This is a genomic window from Streptomyces sp. NPDC053431, from assembly GCF_044544925.1.
Lineage (GTDB): Bacteria > Actinomycetota > Actinomycetes > Streptomycetales > Streptomycetaceae > Streptomyces.
Genome location: NZ_JBITXX010000004.1, coordinates 38,676 through 64,928, shown reverse-complemented (window position 1 = coordinate 64,928; position 26,253 = coordinate 38,676). Strand labels below are relative to the sequence as shown.

Sequence of the window (26,253 nt, the reverse complement as noted above, 5' to 3'; positions counted from 1 at the left end):
GCCGTCGATCTCCCGGGCTCAGCCCCTCGGACGACGGTCGGTCGCGCGCAACGCCGTGCGGAGGGCGGCGCGTTCGGGTCCGCCGAGGCCGCGGACGAAGTGGGCGAGGGCGGTCGGGCGGTCCTCGCTGGCGGACAGGCCGTCCTCCATCAGGGCGGCGGCGTAGGCCTCGCGGGTGCCGGCCGCCCCGTACACCCAGACACGGCCCTCTCGGGCGCGGGTGAGGTGGCCCTTGTGGAAGAGGATCGTCGTCACGGTCGTGACGGTGGTGTAGGCCACGTCCCGGTGCCGGTTGATGTCGTCGACGATCTCGCGCACGGTCGCGGGGCGGTTCCACCTCCAGAAGCGGTCCATGATCTCCGCTTCGAGATCCCCCAGCCGACGCATCCGCGCGTGTCCTCTCCGTCGGCGCCGGCTCCTCGCCGGGCTCGTCGTGACGCTGACTCCTCGCCGGGTTCATCGTAGAGGCGCGGCCGGGCCGGGAGGCCTGGCGTGATCGCGCCATCGCGTGTTCACGCAGGCCCGGGGCCCTGGTGGGCCGCCGGGGCGCCCGGCCAGGATGGTTCCCGCGACGCGCGCCCCGCGGCACCGCGTTCGAACGGCACGGACCGGGCGGCTCCGGAGGGTTCGGTACGACGGGTCACTTCCCCCGCCCCGTCGTCCCGCGGCGTACGCCCGGTCCTGCCCTGACCGCCGGTGCCGTCGAGGCGCCCGGCCTCGCGGTCGGGCGCCACCCCCGCCTCAGCCCTCGGGGGCGTAATGGCGGTCGAGCAACTGGGGCAGGTAGTCGGCGCATCGGGCGAGGACCGGCGCCGACGGACCCCCGCCGAGCGCCGGCCCCGACCGGTCCGCGCGACGCGTGGGAGTCGATCGGTCCGGCGCGGGCAGGAAGGCGAGCGTGTCGAGTTCCGGACCGGTGCCGTGCGCGGTCTCCGCGGCGGCGACGCGGGCGTGGTGACGGCGTACCAGCGCGGCCGGTACGGGCGGAGCCAGGAAGTGGAAGCCGAGGCTGCCGAAGCGGGCGCCCCGGGTCAGCGCCCGCAGGGTCAGCTCCGACTCGGGCGTGTGGACGCCCAGTTCCTCGGCGAGCTCCCGGGCCGCGTGCGCGCGGAGCGCCGCCAGGTCCAGCGGGCGTCCGTCCGGCGGGGGTTCCGCCGCGCCGCCCGGCAGGGTCCAGCGGCCGGGTGCCGCGGTGGTGCGGGAGCCGCGGCCCACGGCCAGGCCGTCCTCGGTGGGCAGCAGCACCGTCACGAAGACCGAGCCCGGGACCTTCGCGGCCGGGCGGAGCCAGCGCAGTGCCCGGTGCCGGTACGTCGTCCTGGCCCACCGCACCAGTGCCTGGCCGGGGGCCGGCCGGTCGAGGCCCAGGCTCGCCACGAGGGGGCCGTCGAAGGTCGCCGGGTTGCCGGCCGTGGTCTCCGCCCACAGGCGGTCGACGGCGCGGCCCTCCTCGGCGGTGAGGGGCGGGAACGGGTGCTCGACGAAGGTGATCCGGTCCGTGTCCACGAACTCCACGGCCGGTACGGCGGGGTCTGCGTCGCCTCGGGTCATGGCGTGGGTCCGCCCGTCACGCCGCCGTCTCCCACGCCGTCGTCAGGCCCTCCAGCCAGGCGGGCGGGAGTTCGGCCGCGTCCCACTCCTCGCGGAGCGGGTCCGGGGTCGTGGTGAGGCGTTCCAGGACGGCGATGCTGGTGGGGGAGTGGAGCAGGGAGTAGCGCCCGTGGATGGCGATGGGGCTGCCGGGGCCGTACTCCGCGTACATCCGCTCCACCCGCTCGCGGTGGACCGTGGCGAACTGCGTGAGCCGGCCCGCGTACCCGGCCCGCTGACGGGCGCTCATCGTGCCGAGGACGGCTGTGAGGACCTGTTCGGAGACCTCCGGGTCGAGGTCGGAGGCGGTGGTGAAGGTCAGGTAGAGCGGCAGGACCACCACCTTGGCCCGCTCCAGTTCCATCCGGCCGACCGGCGGGCGCGGCTCCGTCTCGGCGGCCGAGGGGGCGGGGCCGACCGCCTGGCTCAGGGTCCGTTCGGCGAGGGCGCCCAGCTCGTCGGTGACCGTGCCCGCGCCCTCGAGCCAGCCGGACGTGTAGGGCTCGCCCTTCCCGCCGGGCGCGTCGCGCGCGAGGGCGTCCAGCTCCTCGTGGGCCAGGGCGAGGGCCCCGGCCTCGACGAGCCCGATGAGCTCCTCGGCGTCGCCCGAGTAGACCCCCGCCCGGGCGAGGAGTTGGACGAGGGTCCTCTTCGCGTTGAGGACGTCGGCCTCGTCCAGCCGCTGCCGGCCTTCCTCGGTGGCGTTCATGGAGTCCTCCTTGTCGCAAGTGCCGCGCCGCCGTGAGCCTACGTGCCCGAGCCGCCCGCTCGTCGCCGGGCACACGAGAAATCCCACGCCGGGTGTGGTCCCGCGCGGCATCCCTGGACATCACCCTCCCTCCGCCTTAGTCTCCCCCCACCTATTCAATTAATTGAGTATTACGAGGATGGATCATGCACCCGTTCCGTCAGGCCGTCGAGGCCCGCGACGAGGCCGCCGTCGAGGCGCTGCTCGCCGAGAACGTCGTCTTCACCAGCCCGGTCGCCTTCAAGCCGTACCCCGGCAAGGCCGTCACCGCGGCGATCCTCCGGGGCGTGATGCGCGTCTTCGAGGACTTCACGTACGTCCGCGAGATCGCGGACCCGGACGGCCGCGACCATGCCCTCGTCTTCACCGCGACCGTCGACGGGCGGCAGATCCAGGGCTGCGACTTCCTCCACTTCGACGAGGAGGGCAGGATCGACGACTTCACCGTCATGGTCCGCCCGCTCTCCGCGGCCCAGGCCCTCGCCGCCGCCATGGGTGCCCAGTTCGACCGGATCGCCCGGGAGGCCGGGGAGGCCGCCAAGGCGTGAAGACCGCGGGAAGTCCCGGCGCCCTGGCTCACCTGCGAGCGCGCAGAACTGTCAGGAACCTTTACTAACGACCTCCGGACGGGCAGTATGGCGCGCACCATCGACATCGGCCCCCCAACTCCCCGTCCGGAGGCGGCACATGACACGCCGACGTGTGATCCCGGTCGCGTTCGCGGCCCTGGCGGCACTCGCCCTCAGCCTGCTCGCTCTGCTCTCTCCCTCGTCCACGGCCCGCGCGGCCGCCGCCTGGACGCTCCGGTGGTCGCCGGACGTCGCCCGGGACGGCCTCGGCGCGTTCGAGACGATCGAGGACGACCGGGCCGGCTCCCACCCCGCGGGCGCGCCGCACATCAAGGTCGCCGGAGACGCCTATCGATTTGACATGCACATGGTGGACCGCGACACCTCCACCGACCGGCAGCGCCACGAGGTCACCGGAAACCGCACCTCGGCGTCGAGCTACCTGGAATGGCGGCCCGGTGAGACCTGGCGCGTGACGTACTCGATGTACATCCCCAGCTCCCTCATGGCGACCACGACCTTCACCCACATCATGCAGACCAAGCAGCCGGGCACCGGAACCTCGCCGATCACGGTCACCTCGCTGCGCCGGGTCAACGGTGTGCAGACCATGGAGCACAAGATCTTCGACGGTGACGTCCTGGTCGGCCGGACCGACCTGGAGCCGCTGCAGAACAAGTGGATCGACATCGAGTACGAGATGAAGATCGGCGACGGCACGGCCGGTTCGGTGCGCTGGGTCGTCAAGAGCGGCGGCACCACCGTCGTCGACGCCACCAGGACCGGCGTCGACACCTTCCTCGCCGACCGCGTACGCCCCAAGTGGGGCATCTACCGCTCGCTCGGCGACACGTCCGGGTCCCTTCGCGACACCTACCTGCTCGTCAAGAACCTGCGGGCCTACCAGCTCACCGACAGCGCCCCCGCCCCCGGCACCCTGCTCTCCCTGGGGCGCCCGGCCACCGCCTCGTCCACGGAGGCCGCCGGCCTCGAACCGGGCAAGGCCGTCGACGGGGCCGGGACCACCCGCTGGGCCTCCGCCGAGGGCGTCGACCCGCAGTGGCTCCGCGTCGACCTCGGCGCCCCCGCCGCCCTCTCCCGCGTCCGGCTCGACTGGGAGGCCGCCCACGCCCGCGCCTACCGCGTCCAGGGCTCCCTGGACGGCACCACCTGGACCGACCTCTACGCCACCACGACCGGCGACGGCGCCACCGACGACCTGACCGTCTCCGGCACCGCCCGCTACGTCCGCGTCCTCGGCACCGAGCGGGCCACGCCGTACGGCTACTCGCTCTGGGAGTTCAAGGTCTACGGGGTCCCCGTGTCCTAGGGAGTGTCCCTGAGGTCCCGCCCGGCTCGCGACGCCCGGCGTGCACGATCGCCGCGTTGTCGTCGCGCACCCGTCCCGGCCGCCCCCCGCGGGCGGCCGGGACCGAAGTCGTACGCCCCGTCCGCCTCCGGATCGGGCGTCAGGCCGAGGCGGGAGCCGGGAGCTGGTACGTACGGTGGGCGCATGAGCATCGACCTCCACTCCTATCTCGCCCGTATCGGCCTGCCCGGGCAGACGCGCCCCACCCTCGACGTGCTGCGGTCCGTCCACCGCGCGCACATGGAAGGCATCCCCTTCGAGAACCTCGACCCCGTCCTGGGCAGCGCGCCCTCGCTCGCCCTGCCCGACCTGGAGGCCAAGCTCGTCCACGGCGAGCGCGGAGGCTACTGCTACGAGCACAACACCCTGCTCGCGGCGGCCCTCACCGCCATCGGCTTCCGGGTCACGCTGCTGACCGCCCGCGTGCTCGTCGGGGCCAAGCCGGACGAGATCCGGCCGCGCACCCACATGCTCATGCTGACCGAGGTGCCGGGCGAGCCCGTGCCGTACGTGTCCGACGTCGGCTTCGGCAGCATCGGCGCGCTCCTGGAACCGATCCCGCTCGCCGCCGACGTCGAACTCCACGACGCCCCGCGCCGCCACCGGCTCGTGCACGCACCGCACGAGGGGCCGCTGGAGCTGTGGAAGCTCCAGACGTACCTGGTGGCGGAGGGCGAGTGGGAGGACCAGTACTCCTTCACGGTGGAGCCCTTCCAGGCGCCGGACTACGAGGTCGTCAACTGGCACATCGCCACCAACCCGCGGTCGCCCTTCGCCCGCGTCGTCTACGTCCAGCGCACCACGCCCGGCACCCATCTGTCCCTTACCGGGCGCCGCTTCACGCAGACCGCCCCCGACGGCTCCCGGATCGAGCGGGAGCTCGCGGACGGCGACGAGGTCCTGAAGGTCCTGCGGGAGGAGTTCGGCATCCGGCTCCCCGAAGGCACCCGGCTGCCCGAGTGACGGAACGTCAGCGTGAGCCGCCGGCGTCCGGGGCCGGTGCCGTGGCCGGTTCCCACGGCACCGCCACGACCTGTACGTCGTCCTCGTAGACGATCCGCCCCGGGTCGCCCGACTCGATCCGCGCGCACGGCACGCCGTGCGCGGCGAGCAGGTCCAGATAGCCGGGGACCCGGTCGAGGAGATGCGTGGCCGTGGCCTTGAACCAGGCGACGGCACCGGGGTTGCGGGCCTCGTCGTAGACGGTGGGGTCGGTGGCGGACGGGTCGGGGTACGCGGCGTCGTACCAGTCGTTCGCGGCCCGCCAGAACCGGTACTGCTCCTCGCTGAGCCGCCCCTCCCGGGCCAGGGCGTTGGCCAGCGCGAAGATCCCCGGGAAATGCCCTCGCGGACCGCGCACCGTTCCCTGGAAGCGCACGAAGGGCGCACCGGACGGGGCGGTGGGGCCGGGCTGCTGCGCGGTGCGGGGCGTCGAGGGCATCGCAGCAGTATGGCAAACGGGCGGCGGGGCCGGCCGCGGCCTGACGTGGGCGGCTCCACGTCGCGCCGTACGCGCGGCCGGGCGCCTTGAGTGGCGGCTTCGGGCGGTGTTGGCCAGACTCGGGAGCATCACACGCCGCCCGGGCCATCCCCGTCAGGGCGTTGACCACGAGGACGTCCCATGGCATTCGACGAGGGGCTCGCGGAACGGGTCCGCGGGCATCTGGCCGGGGATCCGGCGATCACGGAGAAGCGCATGTTCGGCGGGATCGCGTTCCTGTGCGGCGGGAACATGGCCGTGGGTGTGACCGGGGACGACCTGATGGTCCGGGTCGGGCCGGAGGCCACCGAGGACGCGCTGGCCCGGCCGGGCGCGCGGGTGTTCGACATGACCGGACGCCCGATGCGGGGGTGGGTGGTGGTGGACGCGGGCGCCGTGGCCGAGGACGCCGCGCTCGCCGGATGGATCGATCAGGGCCGGGCCTTCGCGGCGGGCCTGCCGCCCAAGTAGCCGTGACGCCTGGCGGCCGGGCCGGTGCGATCGGCGTACTGCTGGCGCTGCTCACCGTCGCCCAGCTGCTCGCGTGCCCGCGCGTCCCCGAGGACGCGAAGGCCGGTCCGCGGCCGGGCACGGCGAACGGCGTCTTCGTCGGCTCGGGCGCGGAGGGCATCGCCCGGGTGCCGGCCTTCGAGAAGTGGTGGGGGCGCGGACGGCTGACCGCGGGACGCACCTACCTCCCGGGCGACGACTGGGAGAGCATCGAGGGGCCGCCGCCGTTCCTGCGACCGTGGGGGATCTGGCGGCAGGCCCGCGCCGACCGGCTCGTCGTCGTCAACGTGCCCATGCTCGACCGCAACGAGGCCCACCTGCCCGACGACGAGGTCGCCGCGCTCCTGGAGGACGGCGCGAACGGGCGCTTCGACGCCCACTTCGACGTCCTGGCCCGACGGCTCGTCGACGTGGGCCTGGCCGACAGCGTGCTGGTGCTGGGCTGGGAGATGAACGGCGTCACGTTCACCCACCGCTGCCATCCGGCCCCGGACCGGTGGCGCGCCTACTGGCAGCGCATCGTGCGCACCATGCGCGCGGTCAAGGGCCAGCGCTTCCGGTTCGACTTCGCGCCCAACCGCGGCCGGGACGCCGTGCCCTGGACGGAGTGCTACCCGGGGGACGCGTACGTCGACGTCATCGGCATGGACAGCTACGACCATCCCAGCGGCATGACCTTCCGCCGGATGGTCGAGGAGCCGTACGGGCTGCTCGCCCAGATCGAGTTCGCGAAGCGACACCGCAAGCCCGTCTCGTACCCGGAGTGGGGGCTCTACCGGAACGGCGACAACCCCACGTTCATGCGGGGCATGCTCGACTGGATCCGCGTCCACCGCCCGCTCTACCAGTCCCTGTCGGACTACTGCCCGCACGGGGTGTGGCTCTGTGCGGAGCACAGCCGCAGCGCCCAGGTCTACCGCGGCCGCTGACGGCCCGCCCTCACCCGCCCGCACGCCGCTGACCACGGGAAACGTGGTGAACATCAGCTCGAATCCCTGGTAGATTGATCCCCGTCGCCGCGGGCAGCCCCGCGGAGGACGACACACCTTGTCCGGGTGGCGGAATGGCAGACGCGCTAGCTTGAGGTGCTAGTGCCCTTTATCGGGCGTGGGGGTTCAAGTCCCCCCTCGGACACCACAGGTTCACCAGCGAAGTGGTGGTCGGGAGCAGTCCCGGCCACCACTTCGCGCGTTGCGCACCCGCGCCGGCACGGGCTGCGCGGGCGGCCACCGCCCGGCCCGGCAGCTCCCGTACGAGCAGACGGCCGACCCTTGCGCCGGGCCTCGGGAACGACGATGATGCGCGCGAGCTCGGCCTCGTCCTCCTCCTCGGCGGGGAGCCCGCGGCTCCCGCACCGGTGGAGCAGCTCGGTCGCGGAGGCGGGCCAGGACGCCACGACGGCGGCGTACCCGGGGGCGAAGGGGACCGGTTCAGCGCGCACGGGCCGATCCTGCGCCGCCGTTCTCGAAAGTTTCTTCGGTGATTTCCGTTATCGTGCGCGCGCCCCTCGATCTCCCAGGTGTTGGGCATCGGCAACAGGCAGGACGAACGGCATGACGCAGGGGATGGCACCACCGAACGGCACCGAGCTGGTCAGGGCCGCGCAGCAGGGCGACACGGAGGCGCAGGGCCGGCTCGCCGCCGCCTGGCTGCCGCTCGTCTACAACATCGTGGGCCGCGCGATGAACGGGCACCACGACGTGGACGACGTCGTCCAGGAGACCATGCTGCGGGCGCTCGACGGGCTCGGCGGCCTGCGCTCCCCCGACAGCTTCCGGTCCTGGCTCGTCGCCATCGCCATGAACACCCTCCGTGCCCACTGGCACCGCGGGCGGGCCGGCCACGCCCCCGGCGGGCTCGAGGACGCCCGCGACCTCGCCCAGCCCGGAGCCGACTTCGTCGACCTCACCGTCGCTCGGCTGCAGCTGTCCGGCCAGCGCCGCGAGACCGCCGAGGCCACCCGCTGGATGGAGCCCGAGGACGCCGCCCTGCTGTCCCTGTGGTGGCTGGAGTGCGCCGGCGAGCTGACCCGGCACGAGGTCGCGGCCGCCCTCGAACTGACACCGGAGCACACCGCGGTCCGGGTGCAGCGCATGAAGGAACGCCTGGAGACCTCCCGCGTGGTCGTACGGGCCCTGTCCGCCCGACCGCTGTGCCCCACGCTGGGGTCCGGGCTCGGCACCTGGGACGGCCGGCCCTCCGCACTGTGGCGCAAGCGCATAGCCCGGCACGCCCGGACCTGCCCGCACTGCGCCGGCCTGTGGCACGGCCTCGTGCCCGCCGAAGGGCTGCTCGTCGGGCTGCTCCTCGTCCCGCCGGCGGCGCTGCTGCTCACCCGCGTCCTCGAGAGCGCCGGACCGGCGCAAGGGCTCGCCGCCGCGACCGCGCCCCGCGCGAGCGGGCCCCGGCCCGGCTCCGCGCGGGCCCGGCACGCCGCCACACCGGGCGGCGCACCGGCCGCGGCACCGGGCACCCGGGGCGCCCGCCGCAGGGAGCGGCAGCGCAAGCGCGGCCGGCGCCGTGCCGTCGCCGCCGCGGGCCTCGCGGTGGTGGCCGTCGCCGGCGGGGCCTTCCAGCTGCTCGGCGGCCCCGGGGACGGCGATCCGGACGCCGTCGACGTGACACAGGCGGCGGCCCCCGGCACCACGACCTTCGGCACGCGGCCGCAGACCACGACGACCTCGCCCTCCGCGTCGCCGACCCCCACCGCGAGCCGCTCGGCCAAGCCGAGCCGCACGGCCCGGCCGACGCCCACCCGGACCACCGCGAAGCCGGTCCCGCCACGCACCACGGCGCCGGCGCCCCGCCCCGAGCCCACCGACGGCGGCGGTTCGGGCGACACCTCCGACTCCCGTGAGGTGATCGACCTCGTCAACTCCGAACGGGCACGCGCCGGCTGCGGACCGCTGACCGAGAACTCGCTGCTGACCCGGGCCGCGCAGGGCCACTCCGACGACATGGCCGCCCGCGACTTCTTCGACCACACCAACCCCGACGGCGACGGGCCCGGCGAGCGCGTCACCGCCGCCGGCTACCGCTGGTCGACGTACGGCGAGAACATCGCGAAGGGCCAGCGCACCCCGGCCGAAGTGATGGAGTCCTGGATGAACAGCCCCGGCCACCGGGCGAACATCCTCAACTGCGACTTCCGCGAGATCGGCATCGGCATCCACACGGCCGGCGGCCCCTACTGGACGCAGGTCTTCGGCGCCCGGTGAGCCGCCCCGGCGCCGTGCGGGCGCCGCGCGGCGTGCTGCTTCGCCGTCCGGCGATCGTCCGCCTACGGTGATCCGATGCGACCCGTTCCGATGTGGGCCCTCGTGCCGTCGGGCTGCGCCCCCGTGGTGCTGGTCGGCGGCTGGACGACCGCGGCCGCGCTCCAGGGGCCGTCCTACGACGCGGTCCGGCAGACGATCAGCGTCCTGGCGGCCTACGGCGCCGCCGGGTTCTGGGTGATGTCCGGCGCGCTGGTCGCCCTGGGCGTCTGCCACCTGGGCACCGCCTGGGGGCTGCGCGCCGCCGCTCCCGCGGGCCGGGTGGCCCTGGCGGCCGGCGGGCTGACCGCTCTGGTCGTGGCGTTCTTCCCCACGCCGACCAGCGGGGGCTCGCTGCGGCACGGCTCCATCGCCGCCACGGGCTTCGCCCTGCTCGCCCTGTGGCCGGTGCTGGCCACGGGACGCGGCGTCCGCCGGCCGGCCCCCTGGGCGCTACGGCGCGTCCCCGCCCTCGCGGCGACGCTGTCCATGGGCGTCGCGGCCCTCTGGTTCGTCGCCGAGGCCGACGGCCGCGGCGCCGCGGGCGTCGCCGAACGCCTTGTGACGAGCATGCAGTCGCTGTGGCCCCTGGTCGTGGTCGTCTCCTGCCTGTGGCACCAGCGCGGCGGCGCGGACGAGCCGCGCCGGGCGCCGTAGGACCAGGACGGGCACGTCGTGCCGGGCGGCCCTGCGGGCCGGTCCGTCAGCCCTGCGGGGCGCGGGGCTCCAGGTGGAACCGGAAGCCCAGGGTGCCGGGGTCCAGGGCGGTGGCGCCGCCGTCGATCGTGAGGACCGCCCCGTTGACGAAGGAGGCCGCAGGGGAGAGGAGCCAGGCGATCGCCTCGGCCACCTCGCGCGGCTCGCCGGGCCGCCCGGCCGGCAGCACCCGGGTGACCTCGTCGTACGCCGCCTCGACCCCGCCGTCCCCGAGGCCCGCCTCCTCGGCGAAGCGGTTCATCCGCCGGTCCGCCATGTCGGTGCGCACCCAGCTCGGGCACACGGTGTTGGCGCGCAGCCCGGCGCTGCCGTAGTCGACGGCGAGCGAGCCGCACAGCTGGAGCAGCGCCGCCTTGGAGGTGGAGTAGGCGGCGCTGCCGACACCGTTGCGCAGCGCGGAGACCGAGGCGACCGCGACCACCGCCCCACGGGCGTCGAGCAGATGCGGCAGCGCGGCGCGCAGCAGATGGAACGGCCCGGTGAGGTTGGTGCGCATGACCGCGTCCCAGTCCTCCGGCGTCACCTCGCCCACACCGCCGCCGCGGCCGATCCCGGCGTTGAGGACGAGGCCGTCGAGCCGCCCGTACGCGTCGAGCGTCGCGTCGACCAGGGCGCGTACGGCCTCGGGGTCACCGATGTCCGAGGGGACGGCCAGCGCGCCGGTCTCCGCGGCGACCAGGTGCAGGGGTTCGGGCCGGCGCCCGGACACCACCACCCGGTGGCCCGCCGCCGTCAGCAGGCGGGCGGTCGCCGCGCCGATGCCGGTCCCGCCGCCGGTTACGAGATACACGCACTGCTCCGCCATGCTGGTCGAGCCTCCCCTGGGTCGCCGGTCCGAAGAACCGCTCTTCGGTGGCCGGTCGTGGTCGTCGATCGCCGTCGACCGTGGTCGTCGATCGTGGTCGTGGATCGTGTTCGTGGATCGCCCGGTCGGCCTCTGGTGATCTCCGGTGATCCCCGGTGATCATAGGAAGCGTGCGAACCCCTCGCGTGTTACTCGACGGTAGGCAATGATGGGGATCCACCATCCACACGGCGGCGGGGGCTGAGGCAGCGGTGACGACTTCCGAGGAACGGACGAGGGTGCACGCCTTCCGGGACGACGCGCTGGGAGAGCGCGACGCCGTGGGGATCGCCGCGGCGATCCGGCGCCGTGAGGTCGGCGCCGCCGAGGTCGCCCGGGACGCGGCCGAGCGGGTGCGGGCGGTCGAGGACCGGCTCCACGCGGTGCAGGTGCGCCTCGACGCGCCGGCGCCGTACGAGGAGGGGCCGGCGGCCGGCGCCCTCGCCGGGGTGCCCACCTTCGTCAAGGACAACACCGACTACCGCGGACTGCCCACCGGCCACGGCAGCGCCGCCTTCACGCCGAGGGCCGCGCGCCGGCACGCTCCCTTCGCCCGGCAGTTCCTGAGCAGCGGGGTCACGGTGCTCGGCAAGACCCGGCTGCCCGAGTTCGGCTTCAGCCCGACCACGGAGTACGAGGACGCCGAGCCGGTGCGCAACCCGTGGAACACCGGCTACTCGGCGGGCGGTTCGTCCGGCGGCAGCGCGGCGCTCGTCGCCGCCGGCGCGGTGCCGATCGCACACGCCAACGACGGCGGCGGCTCCATCCGGATCCCCGCCGCCTGCTGCGGACTCGTCGGCCTCAAGCCGACCCGCGGCCGGGTCGTCCGCAACGCGCAGAGCCGCCAACTCCCGCTCGACATCGTCTCCGACGGCGTCGTGAGCCGCTCCGTCCGGGACACCGCGGCCTTCCTCGCCGCCGCCGAGACCCACTGGCGCAACCCGAAGCTGCCACCCCTCGGCCTGGTCGAGGGCCCCTCCGGGCGGCGGCTGCGGATCGGACTCCTGCTGGACTCGCCGAACGGCGTCCGCTCCGACGCCGCCACCCGCGCGGCCGTCACCGAGACCGCGAAGACGCTGGAGGGGCTCGGCCACACCGTGCGGCCGGTTGAACTGGCCATCGACCCCCGCTTCACCGACGACTTCCTCACCTACTGGGGGATGCTGTCGTTCCTCCTCGGCACCACGGGCCGCACGCTCGGCGCCGACTTCGACCGGCGCCGCATGGACGGCCTGAGCCGGGGGCTGCGCGAGAGCTACCTGGAGAACTGGCGGCGTACCCCGGGCGTGGTGCGGCGGCTGAGGCGCACGACGGAGGCGTACGCGGCGGGCTTCCGCGGACTCGACCTCATCCTGTCCCCCGTGCTCGCCCACACCACGCCGGAGCTGGGCCGGCTCAGCCCGAACGTGCCGTATCCGACGCTGGTCGAGCGGATCCTCGCGTACGTCGCGTTCACCCCGATCAACAACGTGGTCGGCACGCCCTCGCTGTCGCTGCCGGCGGCGGGCGCGACGGAGGAGGGACTGCCCATCGGCGTCATGTTCTCCGCCCGGCCCGGCCACGAACGGACGCTGCTGGAGGTCGCGTTCGAGCTGGAGGCGGAGAACCCGTTCCGGCGGATCCAGGACGTGTGACGGCGCGTTCGGGCCGGTGACGGCGGCTCCGGGGCGGGGCCACGGCGACTGCCGGGTGGGCTGACGGCGGTTTCGGGGCGGGGCGACGGCGGCCTCGGGCGGGCCCCGGCGGCTCTTGGGCGGGTGACCGCCGTCGTCCTCGTCACGAGCGGGCGGGACGGCGGCGGACGAGCAGCGACTCCAGGACGACGAGCGCGCCCAGCGCGAGGACGGACCCGCCGATCACCCGCAGGGCCGTTCCCGCCGCGTCCACGAACGCCGCGACGACCTCGGGGGCGCGGGCGGGCGAGGTGACGGCGAGGGCCTGTGCCACCGTGTGCGGATCGTGGCCCGCCCGCACGTCCGGCGGCAGGGCGGCGACGAACCGCGCGGTGAGCACCGTGCCGATGACGGCCACGCCGAGAGCGCTGCCGAACTCCCGCGTGGTGGCCTGCAGTCCGGCCGCGACCCCCGCCTGGTGCGGGGGCAGCGCGACGGCGATGGCACCGGAGAGGGTGGGCAGCGCGAGCGTCAGACCGAGCCCGGTGACCATGAGCCACGCGGCGTACCCGGCGTACGGCGTCGCGCCGTCGCAGGCGGACAGCCCGAGCAGTCCGCAGCCGACGCACCCGAAGGCGGCCGCGAGCGTGGCGTCGAGTCCGAGGCCCAGGCGCGCGGAGAGGCGTCCGACGTGCCGCGCGCCCAGGATGAGGGGAAGGATCAGCGGGACGATCCCGAGACCGGTCGCGAGGACGCCGAAGCCCTTGGCGTACTGCAGGAACGAGGCGTTGACGTAGAACAGCGCGAACATGCCGAAGAAGACCGCCGTCATGCCCAGACAGGCGCTGCGCAGGGCGGGGGAACGGAACAGCCGGGGATCCAGCAGCGGTTGGCGGCTCCTCAGCTCGACCAGGGTCCACCCGGCGAACAGCACGGCGGAGCAGACGAACCCGGCGACGACGACCGTGCTGCCCCAGCCGGACTCGGGGCCCTGGAGGATGCCGAGCAGCAGGGCCACGGAGGCGCCGACGAGCAGCACCGTGCCGGGCAGGTCGAGCCGGCGGTCGCCGCGGGGTGAGACCGGGGCCACCCGCCCCACCAGCACGGCGAGGACACCGGCCACGGGCACGGCAGCGGCGAACAGCCACCGCCACGACCCGCCGGCGAGCAGCGCTCCGCCGCCCACGTTGCCGACGACCCCGCCGAAGCCGGTCATCGACGCCCAGGTCGCGATGGTGACGCCCTTGCGCTCGGCGGGTACGGCGTGCAGCAGCACGGCCAGCGTGTTGGGCAGCACGGCGGCGGCGCCCACGCCCGTGACCGCACGCCCCGCCAGCAGCAGGCCGGTGTTCGGCGCCACCGCCGACAGCAGCGCGCCCGCCGCGAACACCAGCAGTCCCGCGAGCAGGACGCCCTTGCGCCCGAGCCGGTCGCCGGCCGCCCCGCCGGGGATCACGAGACAGGCGAAGAAGATCACGTAGGTGTCGACGATCCAGATCAGGGCCGAGGAGGACGGCCGCAGCTCGCTCGCGGCGAGCAGCGGCACGGCCAGATTGACGGCCGCCACCATGCCGACGGCGAGGACGACACAGGAGCACAGGACGGAGAGCAGCCCACGCGGCACGACGGGCGGGGCAGCCGCCGGAACGGCGGGGGAGGCAGCGGGGGAGGAGGACGCCGGGGAGGAGGCTGCCGGGGAGGAGGCTGCGGAGGAGGAGGCGGCGGGGGAGGCCGCGGGGGCGGTGGATCGCGGCCGCGCCGAGGCCGCCCGCCGAAGGGACGTCAGATTCAGTGGCATGACAGGGACGTTAGGAACCGGCCGGGTATCCACGCCACGCAACTTCGGCAAGGGGTACTTGCGTACAGTGCAACCGAGGGGTGCGGCGACGGGGGAGGACGTCCATGGGGTCCGAGCAGCTCGATCTGAACCTGCTGCGCGTGTTCGACGCGCTGATGCGGGAGCACAGCGTCACGGCGGCGTCCGAGCGTCTGCACCTGTCGATCCCGGCGACCAGCCGGGCGCTGGGCCGGCTCCGCCGGGCGATGAACGACCCGATCCTGGTACGGGCCGGCCGCGGCATGGCCCCGACGCCGTTCGCGCTGCGGGCCGCGCCCCGGGTGCGGTCGCTGCTCGACGAGGCGTCCGCGCTGATCAGCGCGGACCGCGCGTTCGCGATCGGCGACCTCCAGCGCACCTTCACGGTCCGCATCAACGACGGGGTGGCCGCGACCCTCGCGCCCGCCGCCGTCGAGGCCACGGCGTCCGCCGCCCCGGGCGTGGTGGTGCGCTTCGTCGCCGAGGGCACCGAGAGCGCCGAGGACCTGCGCGACGGCTCCGTCGACCTGGACGTCGGCGTCGGCGACGTGACGGCCCCCGACATCCGTACGGCCCCGCTCTACCGCGACCGGATGGTCGGCGTCGTCCGCGCCGACAGCCCGCTCGGCCGTCGCCGCGCCCCGACCCTCGCCGAACTGTGCGCGCACCCGCACGTCTCGGCCTCCCGACGGGGGCACGCGCGCGGCCCGCTGGACGAGGCCCTCGACGCCGAGGGCCTCGGCCGCCAGGTCGCCGCGGTGGTGCCGACCTTCGCCGTCGCCCTCCTCCTGGTGGCCTCGACCCCGTACGTCGGCCTGGTGCCGCGCCGCCTCGCCGAGCAGCACGCCCGGTCCCTGAAGCTGCGCTGGTTCCCGGTCGCCGCCCCGCTTCCGGAACTCGACGTCCGTCTCTTCTGGCACGCCCGCCTGGACGCCGACCCCGCCCAGCGCTGGCTGCGCGACACGATCCGGCAAGCGGCCCGCGGGGCGGCCGGGGATGCGACCGGTCACGCTTCCGTCTGACCGGGGCGGCCCGGTGCCGCTCGGGCCGCGCCGGTCGGTCTCACGGCCGCGCGGTCGGCGGTCGTTCCGCCGGGCCGCTCAGGCCAGGGGAAGGAGCAGGGTGGCGGCGGCGGCCAGGGTCCGGTCGTCCTGGACGAACGCGAAGGTCTCCTCCGGGCCGGCCTCCGGTCCCTCGGGCCATGTCCTGGCCGTCACCACGAGCAGGATCCGACCGCGCTGCCGGGCGACCTCGGTCCACGTGGCGGAGGTGGGCCGCGATATCTCCAGGCCGGGGAAACCGGTGACGCGGACGTCGATCCCGTCCACCGCGGCCACCAGCGGAGTGCCGTTGATCCGGGGGTTCTCGATCAACCCGCCGGGGCGCATGCCCCACACGGCCAGGAGATCGCGCATGGCCGCCCGGGTGGCGGCTTCGCCCAGGGTTCCGTCGCCGGGGGCGTACGCCATCAGCATGGGGAAGTCGCCCCCGTCGCCCGGGTGCCTGCCGATCCAGCCGGCGGTGACGATTCTGCCCAACACGGTGGGGGGTGCGTGGTCGCTCATGGCCTGAGCCTACGGGGATCGTTCGGCTGTTCGAGCGCGATCCGGCGAAGAGCCGCGCTCCCTCCGGGCCCCGCCCGGCTCAGGCCCCCCTCGTCAGCGGCACGAGTGGGCGGTCCGCCCCTGCGACCGGTGGCGGGGCGGACGCCGGGAGGGTCAGTGCGCGCTCAGGGCCAGGCGCAGGGCGCCCGCGGCCTCGGCGGTGGCCTCACGGAAGCGGCGGCCGATGCCCAGGAAGTTCACGTAGCCGTGGACCAGGTCGGCCTGGCGGCTGAGCGCGACCGTCACCCCGGCCTCGGACAGGCGTCGCGCGTAGGCCTCGCCCTCGTCGCGGAGCGGGTCGAAGCCCGCGGTGGCGACGTAGGCGGGCGGCAGGCCGGAGAGGTCGTCGGCGAGCAGCGGCGAGAGCCGGGGGTCCGTACGGTCCACCCCCTCGGGCGCGTAGTGGCCGGAGAACCAGTCCATGTGCGCGCTGGTGAGGAAGAAGCCGTCGGCGAAGAGCTTCCGGGACCGCCGGTGCCGGGAGGCGTCGGTCGCGGGGTAGAACAGCAGCTGGAAGGCGGGGGCCGGCCCGCCGCGCCGGGTGGCCAGCTGGGCCGTGACGGCGGCGAGGTTGCCGCCCGCGCTGTCCCCGCCGACGGCGATCCGCGCCGGGTCGACGCCGAGGTCCGTGGCCTTGGCGTGGGCGAAGTCGAAGGCGGCGAGGGCGTCGTCGACGGCGGCGGGGAAGATGTGTTCCGGAGCCAGCCGGTACTCCACGGACAGCACGCGCACGCCCGCCCGCTGGGCGAGGAAGCGGGCCGTGTTGTCGTGACTGGCCCGGCTGCCCACCACCCAGCCCCCGCCGTGGAAGAACACGAGCAGCCCTGACGGCCCGTCGAGTCCGGCCGGTGTGTACAGGGTCGCCGGCAGGCCGCCGTACTCCATGGGGATGTCGATCTCCCGCGCGGTCACCGGCTCGATCGGCGGGCCGCTCACCAGGTGCCGCCCCAGGTCCAGAACCGCCCGGGAGTGCGCGACCCCGCGCGGACTGACCAGCGGGTCGCCGGACAGCCGCTGCAGGCGCAGCAGCAGCTGGGCGTCGAGGGCGAGCTCCTGGCCGTCCCGCCGCACGGGCGCGCCCGCGATCAGTCGCCGCAGCGGCCCGGGCAGCGCGTAGACCCCCCGTACGACCGCCGCCTGGACCCGTACCTGGAACGGAATCGTCATCGCGCCTCCTGAGCCGTGTGCGTGGGGACTCCCCGCGCATTATGTGACCGGGTCGCGAGGGATGGCGACAGGGGCGGGCGGGACGATTCGGGCGGGGCGTGCGGATCGGGTCGCGAGCGGCGGGCGAAGCTCCGGCTGTGGCGCGAACCGGAGCCCCCTTGCGGGACCGCGCCCGTGCTCCTCCCGCCCGCGGCCCGTCTCGAACGGTGGATGGCACGAGGACCCGAGCGGCGCGCCGGGTAAAGCGCGGGAAAAGTCCTCCCGGGCCGCCTGCGGTTCCCGTACGGAGCGTTTCCGCCGTCTTGACGCGTTCTTGACGCCCCAGCGCCCCTCCACGGCGTGCCGGAACGACGGATTCCGCAGTTGGCAGGGCATTGACCTGCGGTTCTCTCCGGGCTTCCATTCAGGGCCGGGAGCACCGGAACCACCTGATCAACAGCCGCCACGGAGGCGATACCGCTCCCGCTCGCACACACCGCTCGCACCGATCGGAACCGCCTGATGACCGACACCCTCAGCGCACCGCACGCGCTGGCCCCTCAGACCGGCCCCGTGCCGCAGAAGCTCAAGCGCTCCATCGGTGTCGTGGGCGGCACACTGCTCACGCTGTCGTGCGTGACGCCCGCCTCGACCCTCTTCGTGGTCGTACCGGACCTGTTCGGATCGGTCGGCACCTTCACCGCCCTCACCATCGCCATCGGCTCGCTCCTCTGTATCGGCGTGGCGTTCTGCTACTCCGAGCTGGGCACCCTGATCCCCAGCGCGGGCGGCGAGTACGCCATCGTCTCGACCCTCTCGGGCCGCCTGGCCGGCTGGCTGGTGTTCGTGCTGTCCCTGCTCGTCGTGATGATCGTGCCACCGGTGATCGCCATGGGCACCGCCGACTACCTCGCGCCCCTGGTGCACATCCCGGCCCCGATCGCGGGCGCGGGCGTCATGCTCCTCGCCACTCTCGCGGGCCTGCTCGACCTTCGGGCCAACGCCTGGATCACCGGCATCTTCCTCGTCCTCGAGGTCGTCGCGGCGGGCATCGTCGCGGTCCTGGGCTTCGCCCACTCGGAGCGCGGCGTCGGCGCCCTGGTACACGGAGAGGTCGCGGCCGAGGGCGGCACCCACTCGCTCGTGACCGGCGCCCTGGTCGTCTCCGGCCTCGCCATCGCCCTCTTCGTCACGCAGGGCTTCTCGACGGCCGTCTACCTCTCCGAGGAGCTGGAGAACCCGCGCCGGAACGTGGCCCGCACCGTGCTCGCCACCCTGGCCATCTCCACGGCCGTCATCCTGGTCCCCGTCGTCGCCATCACCCTCGGCGCGGGCGACCTGGAGACCCTGACCGGCGGCGACATCAGCGGCATGATCGCGGCCTGGTCCAACTCCGCCGTCGGCACCTTCATCAGCCTCTGCGTCGCGCTGGCCATCATCAACGCCGGCATCGTCATGGTCATCCAGAACTCCCGGGTGCTCTTCGCCTCCGCCCGCGACAAGGCCTGGCCCGAGCCGGTCAACAACGCGCTGTCCCGCCTGGGCCGCTTCGGCTCCCCCTGGGTGGCCACCCTGGTCGTGGGCGTGCCCGGCGCGGCCCTGTGCTTCGTCAACCTCGACACCCTCTACGGCGTCACCGGCGTCTCCGTCACCGGCATGTACCTGCTGGTCGCGGTGGCGGCGCTGTTCAGCCGCCGGGGCGCGCACCGCGAGGTCGGGGCGTGGCGGATGCCGCTGTGGCCGGCCGTCCCGGTGCTGCTCATCGCCGTCCTCGCGTACGTCCTCTACATGCAGGACACCGAGTACCTGCTGTGGACCGGCGGCATCACGGCGGTGGCCACGCTCTACTGGGCGCTGTACCTCCGCCCGCGCCAGGCCACGCGCTGGCTGGTGAGCATCCCCGAGGACGAGCTGGTCTGACCGGATCTTTCCGACGCGTGACGCGAGACGTGTAACGCGTGATGCGAGACGTGTAACGCGAGGGCCGGGGCGGTTTTCACCGCCCCGGCCCTCGCCGTGTTCCCGAGTCCTCGTCAGGCCGCCGGCTCGGCGGTCTTCGCGACGGCGGGCGCGGTCGCGGGCGCCGCCGCGGCGGGGGCCGACGGACGGGCGCGCAGGCCGAAGCGCGCGATGACCGCGACGAGCGCGAAGGCCACGGCGCCCACCCCGAACGTGAGGGTGAAGCCGGACTCGGCGGGCAGCGCCGGGACGCCGGCGGGCAGGTGCTCGATGGTCTTCGAGGCGAGGATCGTCGTGACGACGGCGCTGCCGATCGCGCTGCCGGTGGAGCGGGAGATGGAGTTGATGCCGTTGGCGATGCCGCTCTGGTGGTGCGGCACGCTCGACATGATCACGGCCGGCATGGCCGCGTAGCCGAAGCTGACGGCCGCGCCGACGACGACGCCGGCGCCGATCACGGATGCGGTGTGCCCGTGGTCCAGGGCCAGCCAGCCGAAGCCCACGGCACCCAGGGCGGCCGCGAGTGCCAGCGCCGTACGCGGGCCGCGATGGCGGACGAGCTGGCCGCCGACGGGGGAGGCGAGCAGCGAGACGATGGCGCCGGGCAGCAGGAACTCCACGGAGGCGCGCAGGATGGACGCGTCGAAGCCGTAGCCGGTGAGCGCCTCGGGCATCTGGACCAGGTACGAGACGCCGAGGAAGTTGGCGAACATCCCGAAGCCGACGAGCACGCCGGCCAGGTTGGCCATCAGGACCGGCCGGTGGACGAACATGCGCATGTCGACGAGCGGCTCGCGGACCTTGAGCTCGGTGAAGACCCAGACGACGGTCATCACGGCGGCGCCGGCGAAGCTGCCGAGCGTGCGGGCGGAGGACCAGCCCCACTCGTGGCCCTGGGAGATGGGCAGCAGGAGCAGCAGCAGGGTGATGCCGAGGGTCAGGGCGCCCAGGAAGTCGGTGCGCCCGCCGGTCTTGTGGCGGGTCGCCGGGACGAGGAAGACCACGGCCAGGAGCGCGAGGGCGGCGAAGCCGGTCGCCATCCAGAAGGCGGAGCGGTAGTCGGCGTCCGAGCCGGAGGTGAGCAGGCCGGTGGCGACAAGCGCGAGGCCGCTGCCGAAGGCGAGGGTGCCGCTGACCAGCGACATGGCACCGGGGAGCTTCTCCGGGCGGACCTCTTCGCGCAGCACGGAGAGGGCGAGCGGGAAGATCGCGGTGGCGGCGCCCTGGAGGACGCGGCCGAGGATGAGCAGCGGGAGCGAGGTCGCGAGGGCCGCGACGACCGATCCGGCCACCATCACACCCAGCACGGCCACGAGCGTGGGCTTCTTGCCGTGCTGGTCGCCGAAGCGGCCGAGCAGCGGCGTGAAGACGGCGGCGGACAGCAGCGTGGCGGTGGTCACCCAGCTGACGTTCGCGGTGGACGTGCCGAGGTCGGCGCGGATGAGGCCGAGGATCGGGACCGGCAGGGTCTGCATCATCGACACGACCATGGCGGCCAGGCTGAGCGCGAAGACGATGACCGTCTCGCGGCGCTGCCCGGTGGAGGGCGGAGTGGTGTTGCTCATCAGGGGCGGACCTTCTCGGTGCTTCAGGGCCTAGATGTTTGACTTCATCAAGTACTTCGCCGAAGGTACGCGGGGATACTTAAGGCGGTCAAGTAAATAATTGATAATGTGAAGCACCTTGAGTACGCTCCAGGCATGAGCGCGACCACCCCGGAGACCCCGACCAAGCCGCAGCTCCTGGAGCTGCTCGCCGCGATCGGCACGGCCCAGTGGCGCGACTTCGCGGCCGCCGCGACGCGCCACGGGCTCACCCCCACCCAGGCCAAGCTCCTGGCCCAGCTCGACGGCCCCCTGCCCATGCGCGCCCTCGCCACGCTCCTGGTGTGCGACGCGTCCAACGTCACCGGGATCGTCGACCGGCTGGAGATCCGCGGGCTCGTGCGTCGCGAGCCCGACCCCGCGGACCGCCGCGTGAAGAACGTCGTCGTGACGGACGAGGGCCGCGAGACCGTCCGGCGCCTCCGCGAGGAGATGCAGACCACCCACGGCGCCCTCGACACCCTCAGCCCGGCCGAGAGCGGCACGCTCTACGCCCTCCTGGAGCGCCTGCGCCCCGGCATGGAGAAGACCGGCTGAAGCCGGGGGTGGTGGAGCCCCGGAAGGGCTGAAGCCGGAGAGGCTGGAGGTCCTGGACGGCTGAAGCCGGGGCGGTGGGGATCCGGGAGGTTGAAGCCGGAGAGGGTGGAGCCCCGGGACGGCTGAAGCCTCGGACGGCCGGCGCCCGCGCTCCCCCGCCCGGCGGGCGGTCAGTCGAGGAACGCCGGGGCGAGCCCCGCGTCCAGAAGACGGACCGCCGTGCCCGAGCCGTCGGCCGGGACGGTGTAGAGGTCGGCGCCGTAGTCGCCCGGCAGCGCGTAGGCGACCGTGCGGGCGTCGAGCCAGACCGCCTGGTCGTCGACGCTGCGCGTCTCGGCGAGCGGGGTCTCCCGCAGGGTCGCCAGGTCCAGGGCGTACAGCCGCCAGGGCGCGTCGGCGGGCGCGCCCGCCACCCGCTTCTTGTAGACGATCCGGGTCTCGTCCGGGGACAGCGAGGGGCACTCGACGTTCCCGTGGAACGTCGTGACGGTGCGTTCCGCGAGGTCGCCCCGTACGAGGTAGGTCCGGCCGCCGGTCGCCATCGTGGCGTAGAAGTGCCGGTCGTCGCGGGAGAAGGTGACGCCCCAGAAGTTGATGTCCGTGGCGCGGTGGTCCTGGCCGTCCTTCCGTACCCGGAACTCCTCCAGGGACTTCGTGAGCCGGCCCGTCCGGGTGTCGAGGACCGCCGTGCGCGTGGAGAAGTTCGCGCCCGCGTACGAGTCGCCGCCGACGAACACGGTCCAGGCCACGAGCCGGCCCGAGGGCGAGACCCTGGCCCGGGTCGGGACACCCGGCAGCGGATAGCGCGCCCGTTCCCGGAGGCCGGCGTCGAGGACCACCGCCCGGTAGCGGTCCTCCACGGCCCCCCGCTCCGCCCGCAGGCAGATCCCGGTGCCGCCGGCCGCGTGGAAGCGCAGGCACCTGACCCCGGAGGAGGTGCGCGGACCCGTCGGGGCGGCGGCCGGGACGGTGACCAGCTCGTCGCGGTGCGGGCCCCAGGCCATGTTGCGGAAGACGATCCGGCGGGCGGCGCCCGCCGTGAGGGACACCCGGCCGGCCGTGACCGCGGGGCCGCCCGCCCGGGGGCGGTCCTTCTCGGCGGCCCGGTCCGCGGCGTGCAGCAGCGAGACGGTGGCCACCCCGCCGAGCACGACGAGTGCCGTGAGCAGGACGAGCATTTTGGTGCGCAGGGTCATACGGGCCTTCCCTCGGAGACATGGGGGGTGGCCACGGACCGCCGCCCGGAACCGGGGCTCCGGGCGGCGGCCCGCGGCCGTCGCGGGGGCGTCGCGAGGTCCGCAGGGCCCTGTCGTCGAACTCCCGCCTGCCCCGCGCAAGGACGGGAGTGTGACCACAGGACCTAGGGACGCGTCACGAGGTCCAGACGCCCGTGATCGGGCTCGCGTTGGCGGCCTGGCCGGCGTGCGTGGTGCCGTACATGTCCTCGATCGTGCGCAGCAGGCTGTAGTGGTTGTACGTCGTCGAGGACGTCGCGCCCGGTGTGACCTGCTGGCCGTAGAGCACGGTCGGGATCTTGTTGCCGGCGAACCGGTTGTCCTCGTCGAACGTGACGACGAGCAGGCTGTTGTGGGTCTTCGCCCAGGTCGCGTAGGCGCCCAGGTTGTTCTTCAGCCAGGTGTCGCCGGTGCCGACCGAGCAGTCGTGCATGTCGTTGCACAGGTTCGGCACGACGAAGGACACCTGGGGCAGCTTGGTGAAGTCGGTCGGGAACTGCGCGAAGGTGTACGCCGACGAGGTCGGGACGTTGGAGAAGCCGAACCAGGGGTTGTGCTTGCGGGCGTACCTGCCGCTGCTGCACGTGGTCGAACCCTGGCTGGGCAGCGTCTCGTTGTAGCTCGCCCAGGTGCGGCCCGCGGCGATCAGCTCCGAGGCCAGGTTGGGCGCCGACGAGAAGCCGGGCGTGTAGCAGCTGTCGTCGGTGACGCCCTGGGTGGAGCCGGAGAACAGCGCGAAGTAGTTCGGCTGGCTCGGGTGGGTCTCCGCATACGACTGGGTCAGGTTGGCGCCCCCGGACTTCAGCGAGTTGATGTACGGGGCGCTGGAGCTGCCGATGACCTGGCTGTAGGCGTGGTTCTCGAAGACGACGACCACCACGTGGTCGGGTGTGGGAACGGTCGCCGCGGTCTCGGCCGCCGACGAGGTACCGCCGAAACCGGCCCAGAGGCCGATCGACGCGGCCGCGAGGCCGAGAGCGGAAAGAAGGGCGGTGCGGCGAGGGGTGGACGCGCCGGACACGGCTACCTCCGGTTGAGGGGGTGACAGGGGGCGGTGCAGCCGAAGGCTAGGCGTGCTCATGCCAACCTTGAAGGACCCCGCACGTAAAGAGCCGGGAAACGTCTGCCTCCGCCGCCCGCCGGCGCTCCCGCCCGGGAAGCCCGTACGGACGGTTGGGCCGGAAGGACGCACCGGCGTCGTCCCCGCGGTGAAAGCCTCCCCTCCGTCGGAGTGAGCCGCCCCGGCCGGCTCGCCCGCCGGCGCTCGCCCCGCCCGTACAACCGTGGACGTGACCAGCAGATTCGCCCGCCGAGGCCTCCCCGTACTGCTCCTCTCCTCCCTCGCCCTCACCGCCGTCGTACCCGGCGGCACGGCCGGCGCCGACCAGGCCGACCGGACCGATCCGGCCCCCGGCCTCCGGACCGATCCGGCCCCCGGCCTCCGGACCGATCCGGCCCCCGGCCTCCGGACCGACCCGGCTCTCGGCCTCGGGGCGGACCTCGCCCCCGAGGACCGCGTCGTCGGCTACATCGCGGACGACCTGCCGGGCCGGAGCTCCACCCTCCCCGAGACGCCGCTCGGAAGTCTGATCGCCGACGCCCAGGCCGCCGCCGGCCAGGCGTACGGTGCCGACTTCGCCCTGGTGAACCCGGGCCGCATGAGCGCCGACCTCCGCTACGGAGATGGCGGCGCGGTCACCTACGCCGACGCACGCCATGTGCAGCCGTCCGACGCCCCGTTGTGGGTCCTGCCGGTCACCGGCGAGCACCTGCTCGCCGCGCTCCGGCAGCAGTTCACCGGGGAGAACCGGGCGAGCCCGCGCTTCCTCCAGCTGTCGGCGGAGCTGTCGTACGCGGTCGACATGAGCCGGACCGGCGCCGACCGGGTCCTCGCCGACACCGTCCGCGTCCACGGGGAGCCCCTGGATCCGGCGGCGACGTACCGCGTCGTGCTCGACGAGTCCCTCGCCGACGGCGGCGACGGCTTCACCGTCTTCGCCGACGTGACCGCGCGGGAAGGCGGCGTCACGAGCGAAGTCCGGGCGCTGGTCGCCCACTTGGCCGCCACCACCGCACCCGACCGCCCCGCCGGGGTACCGGCGCCCGGCCGGATCCGGTTCGTTGCCCGTGGTCACTGACCAGGCGTCACATTGCTAATGTGACGCCTATTTGATCAACAATGCATGGGGGACACGAACGCATGCGCGCAGCGAAGGCCACGGCGATGGCCGTGCTCACGGCCGCGGTCCTTGCCGGTTGCGGCAACGGGTCGGACGCGAACGGGAAGGACGGCGCCGACCCGGCGGCGACCGGCGGCGACAAGGCGCTCGCCACGATGACCCTGCCGCCCGCCTACGACGCCGGCAAGGGCTGGGACGAGACCCTCCCTTGGGTCCCGGGAGAGGCGGACGAACCGCCCGTGGCCGTGCTGCCGCGCGCCGCCGCGGTGGCGCTCCTGACGCTCGACGACTCCGCCGGCTTCGCCCTGCGGACGAAGGCCGCCGACACCGGGAAGGACCGGTGGACCTCGGCCGCCTGGCACCCGCCGACGCCCATGGACGACGCCAGGAGTGAGGGGGAGATCCCCGCCGTGCTCGGCTACGAGCAGGACGGGCGCGAGTACGTCGTGCTGTCCGCGCACGGCATGACCGGCAAGGACGCGCTCCACGACGGCACCGAGGTGGTCCGCCTCGCCGTCTACGCCGCCGACGGCGAGGGCACCGGCCGCAAGCCGCTGCGTGAGATCGACGTACCGGTGGACGCCGAGGAGAACGAGTGGCGGGTGAGCGCCGACGGCGGCCGCCTCCTCGTGGCCTACGGCGAGCACGGGCGCTACCCGAGCCGGTCGGTTGCCGTGGACGTCGCCACGGGCCGGATGACCCGGTACGAGAACCCGAACGACCTCCTGAACGGACAGTGCGAGAACAAGCCGTACGAGTGCGGCTGGTCCCGGGTGGTCGCGGTCGGCGCCAAGGGGCCGTTGGTCGGTCTCGGCCACGGCTTCAGCGTCCCCGGCGTCTGGACCAGCGAGGACGTGCGGCCCGAGGGCGCGGCGCCCTCGCCGCCCGGCGGACTCTCGTTCGACACCAACGGCGACGTCTACGGAGTGGCCGGCGGCCGCTTCCTCGCCCAGTGGCACGGCCCCGAGCGGAACGGGTCGAGCGGGCCGACCGAGTGGTCGGTGCACGACATCGCCACGGGCGCGGTGCTGGCCCGGATGGAATGCGCCTACGAGGCCTTCCCGTCGAAGGGCGTCGAGGGCCACTCGCGGGAGTACCCGGTCGTCACCTCACCCTCGGGCCGCTTCCTCGCCGCCGGGCCCGTCACCTTCGACGTGGAGCGCAAGCAGGGCGTCTGCCTCCAGGGCGACGGCAACGCCAAGACCGTCGCCGTCGAGTCCGTCGCCGACGACGGCACCGCCTACGGCAAGGTCGACGGCGACGCCTCCGCCGAGGTGTTCGCCCGTCTGGACCTGACCACGAAGACGGGCGACGCCAAGGTGCTCGACGCCGGCGTGGAGATCCCGCTCCACACGGGCGTGGCCGGCGCGGGCCTCTTCGTCGTCCGCGACCAGCACGAGAACCTGCGCGTCTCCCTCCGCGCCGCACGCTGACGGCCCCCCGCCCCGGCCGGAACGGCGGCCGGGGCGGCTGCCCGG

The 26,253-nt window shown here is 74.1% G+C and carries 24 protein-coding genes, 1 tRNA gene and 1 pseudogene; 15 read left to right on the top strand and 11 right to left on the bottom strand.

Annotation, left to right across the window (positions count from 1 at the left end; all coding sequences use genetic code 11):
* Nucleotides 1-18 precede the first annotated feature (18 nt).
* From ACIGXE_RS12970 to ACIGXE_RS12960, 3 genes are all read right to left on the bottom strand, one after another.
* Nucleotides 19-387 carry a BlaI/MecI/CopY family transcriptional regulator gene (locus ACIGXE_RS12970; RefSeq protein WP_399746485.1) on the bottom strand — a complete coding sequence of 123 codons (369 nt, stop codon included), beginning with the start codon at nt 385-387 and terminating at the stop codon, nt 19-21.
* Nucleotides 388-741: 354 nt separating this feature from the next.
* Nucleotides 742-1,551, bottom strand: coding sequence for an NUDIX hydrolase (locus ACIGXE_RS12965; protein ID WP_399746482.1), 810 nt, complete (start codon nt 1,549-1,551; stop codon nt 742-744).
* A 16-nt stretch (nt 1,552-1,567) separates the two neighbouring features.
* Complete coding sequence (locus ACIGXE_RS12960) at nt 1,568-2,299, bottom strand: hypothetical protein (protein ID WP_399746480.1); 732 nt, start codon at nt 2,297-2,299, stop codon at nt 1,568-1,570.
* 185 nt (nt 2,300-2,484) lie between these two features.
* Here ACIGXE_RS12960 and ACIGXE_RS12955 point away from each other — a divergent pair, with 185 nt between their 5' ends.
* From ACIGXE_RS12955 to ACIGXE_RS12940, 4 genes and pseudogenes are all read left to right on the top strand, one after another.
* A complete protein-coding gene (locus tag ACIGXE_RS12955) occupies nt 2,485-2,886 on the top strand; it encodes a nuclear transport factor 2 family protein (RefSeq protein ID WP_399746478.1) in 402 nt (133 codons plus the stop codon).
* A 139-nt stretch (nt 2,887-3,025) separates the two neighbouring features.
* Nucleotides 3,026-3,817, top strand: a pseudogene (locus ACIGXE_RS12950) (Tat pathway signal sequence domain protein); the annotation flags it as partial.
* Nucleotides 3,800-4,237, top strand: coding sequence for a discoidin domain-containing protein (locus tag ACIGXE_RS12945; RefSeq protein WP_399747119.1), 438 nt, complete (start codon nt 3,800-3,802; stop codon nt 4,235-4,237). The pseudogene ACIGXE_RS12950 and the gene ACIGXE_RS12945, both read left to right, overlap by 18 nt.
* A 183-nt stretch (nt 4,238-4,420) precedes the next feature.
* A complete protein-coding gene (locus ACIGXE_RS12940) occupies nt 4,421-5,239 on the top strand; it encodes an arylamine N-acetyltransferase (RefSeq protein WP_399746476.1) in 819 nt (272 codons plus the stop codon).
* 7 nt (nt 5,240-5,246) lie between these two features.
* On the opposite strand, the gene ACIGXE_RS12935 is transcribed toward ACIGXE_RS12940, so the two are convergent.
* Nucleotides 5,247-5,717: a hypothetical protein gene (locus ACIGXE_RS12935; RefSeq protein WP_399746474.1), complete on the bottom strand. Its 471-nt coding sequence runs from the start codon at nt 5,715-5,717 to the stop codon at nt 5,247-5,249.
* Nucleotides 5,718-5,897: 180 nt separating this feature from the next.
* On the opposite strand from ACIGXE_RS12935, the gene ACIGXE_RS12930 reads away from it, so the two are divergent.
* The 5 genes from ACIGXE_RS12930 to ACIGXE_RS12910 all read left to right on the top strand — a co-directional run bounded on the left by ACIGXE_RS12930 (nt 5,898) and on the right by ACIGXE_RS12910 (nt 10,177).
* Nucleotides 5,898-6,227 (top strand): TfoX/Sxy family protein, encoded by a 330-nt coding sequence (locus ACIGXE_RS12930; RefSeq protein WP_399746472.1) that lies wholly within the window; start codon nt 5,898-5,900, stop codon nt 6,225-6,227.
* Nucleotides 6,228-6,229: 2 nt separating this feature from the next.
* Nucleotides 6,230-7,195, top strand: coding sequence for a glycoside hydrolase family 26 protein (locus ACIGXE_RS12925; RefSeq protein ID WP_399746470.1), 966 nt, complete (start codon nt 6,230-6,232; stop codon nt 7,193-7,195).
* A gap of 120 nt (nt 7,196-7,315) precedes the next feature.
* Nucleotides 7,316-7,403: transfer RNA gene (locus ACIGXE_RS12920), tRNA-Leu, on the top strand.
* Between the two features lie 428 nt (nt 7,404-7,831).
* Complete coding sequence (locus ACIGXE_RS12915) at nt 7,832-9,484, top strand: sigma-70 family RNA polymerase sigma factor (protein WP_399746468.1); 1,653 nt, start codon at nt 7,832-7,834, stop codon at nt 9,482-9,484.
* 75 nt (nt 9,485-9,559) lie between these two features.
* On the top strand, nt 9,560-10,177 hold the full coding sequence (locus ACIGXE_RS12910; RefSeq protein ID WP_399746466.1) for a DUF998 domain-containing protein: 618 nt from the start codon (nt 9,560-9,562) through the stop codon (nt 10,175-10,177).
* Nucleotides 10,178-10,223: 46 nt separating this feature from the next.
* Here the strand turns inward: ACIGXE_RS12910 and ACIGXE_RS12905 are convergent, their stop codons facing one another.
* Nucleotides 10,224-11,042 (bottom strand): SDR family NAD(P)-dependent oxidoreductase, encoded by an 819-nt coding sequence (locus tag ACIGXE_RS12905; protein WP_399746464.1) that lies wholly within the window; start codon nt 11,040-11,042, stop codon nt 10,224-10,226.
* A 251-nt stretch (nt 11,043-11,293) separates the two neighbouring features.
* On the opposite strand from ACIGXE_RS12905, the gene ACIGXE_RS12900 reads away from it, so the two are divergent.
* A complete protein-coding gene (locus ACIGXE_RS12900; RefSeq protein WP_399746462.1) occupies nt 11,294-12,715 on the top strand; it encodes an amidase in 1,422 nt (473 codons plus the stop codon).
* 142 nt (nt 12,716-12,857) lie between these two features.
* Here the strand turns inward: ACIGXE_RS12900 and ACIGXE_RS12895 are convergent, their stop codons facing one another.
* On the bottom strand, nt 12,858-14,492 hold the full coding sequence (locus ACIGXE_RS12895; RefSeq protein ID WP_399746460.1) for an MFS transporter: 1,635 nt from the start codon (nt 14,490-14,492) through the stop codon (nt 12,858-12,860).
* A 104-nt stretch (nt 14,493-14,596) separates the two neighbouring features.
* On the opposite strand from ACIGXE_RS12895, the gene ACIGXE_RS12890 reads away from it, so the two are divergent.
* Entirely contained in the window at nt 14,597-15,532 is a 936-nt protein-coding gene (locus tag ACIGXE_RS12890) for a LysR family transcriptional regulator (RefSeq protein WP_399746458.1), read from the top strand.
* A gap of 78 nt (nt 15,533-15,610) precedes the next feature.
* Here the strand turns inward: ACIGXE_RS12890 and ACIGXE_RS12885 are convergent, their stop codons facing one another.
* Both ACIGXE_RS12885 and ACIGXE_RS12880 read right to left on the bottom strand, forming a co-directional pair.
* Complete coding sequence (locus ACIGXE_RS12885) at nt 15,611-16,075, bottom strand: DUF5949 family protein (RefSeq protein ID WP_399746456.1); 465 nt, start codon at nt 16,073-16,075, stop codon at nt 15,611-15,613.
* 153 nt (nt 16,076-16,228) lie between these two features.
* On the bottom strand, nt 16,229-17,281 hold the full coding sequence (locus ACIGXE_RS12880) for an alpha/beta hydrolase (RefSeq protein WP_399746454.1): 1,053 nt from the start codon (nt 17,279-17,281) through the stop codon (nt 16,229-16,231).
* A 501-nt stretch (nt 17,282-17,782) separates the two neighbouring features.
* Between ACIGXE_RS12880 and ACIGXE_RS12875 the strand changes: the two genes are divergently transcribed.
* Nucleotides 17,783-19,180, top strand: coding sequence for an APC family permease (locus ACIGXE_RS12875; protein ID WP_399746452.1), 1,398 nt, complete (start codon nt 17,783-17,785; stop codon nt 19,178-19,180).
* Between the two features lie 113 nt (nt 19,181-19,293).
* Here the strand turns inward: ACIGXE_RS12875 and ACIGXE_RS12870 are convergent, their stop codons facing one another.
* Nucleotides 19,294-20,784, bottom strand: coding sequence for an MFS transporter (locus tag ACIGXE_RS12870; protein ID WP_399746450.1), 1,491 nt, complete (start codon nt 20,782-20,784; stop codon nt 19,294-19,296).
* 135 nt (nt 20,785-20,919) lie between these two features.
* Here ACIGXE_RS12870 and ACIGXE_RS12865 point away from each other — a divergent pair, with 135 nt between their 5' ends.
* Nucleotides 20,920-21,360 (top strand): MarR family winged helix-turn-helix transcriptional regulator, encoded by a 441-nt coding sequence (locus ACIGXE_RS12865; protein WP_399746448.1) that lies wholly within the window; start codon nt 20,920-20,922, stop codon nt 21,358-21,360.
* Between the two features lie 170 nt (nt 21,361-21,530).
* On the opposite strand, the gene ACIGXE_RS12860 is transcribed toward ACIGXE_RS12865, so the two are convergent.
* Both ACIGXE_RS12860 and ACIGXE_RS12855 read right to left on the bottom strand, forming a co-directional pair.
* Nucleotides 21,531-22,556 carry a TolB family protein gene (locus tag ACIGXE_RS12860; RefSeq protein ID WP_399746446.1) on the bottom strand — a complete coding sequence of 342 codons (1,026 nt, stop codon included), beginning with the start codon at nt 22,554-22,556 and terminating at the stop codon, nt 21,531-21,533.
* Nucleotides 22,557-22,731: 175 nt separating this feature from the next.
* The gene (locus tag ACIGXE_RS12855; RefSeq protein ID WP_399746444.1) at nt 22,732-23,616 is read right to left on the bottom strand and encodes an alkaline phosphatase family protein; all 885 of its coding nucleotides are present in this window, start codon (nt 23,614-23,616) and stop codon (nt 22,732-22,734) included.
* 268 nt (nt 23,617-23,884) lie between these two features.
* Between ACIGXE_RS12855 and ACIGXE_RS12850 the strand changes: the two genes are divergently transcribed.
* Together ACIGXE_RS12850 and ACIGXE_RS12845 are read left to right on the top strand one after the other, a co-directional pair.
* Complete coding sequence (locus ACIGXE_RS12850) at nt 23,885-24,733, top strand: 5'-nucleotidase (RefSeq protein ID WP_399746442.1); 849 nt, start codon at nt 23,885-23,887, stop codon at nt 24,731-24,733.
* 62 nt (nt 24,734-24,795) lie between these two features.
* Nucleotides 24,796-26,208, top strand: a complete 1,413-nt coding sequence (locus ACIGXE_RS12845; RefSeq protein WP_399746440.1) for a hypothetical protein — start codon at nt 24,796-24,798, stop codon at nt 26,206-26,208.
* Nucleotides 26,209-26,253: the final 45 nt, after the last annotated feature.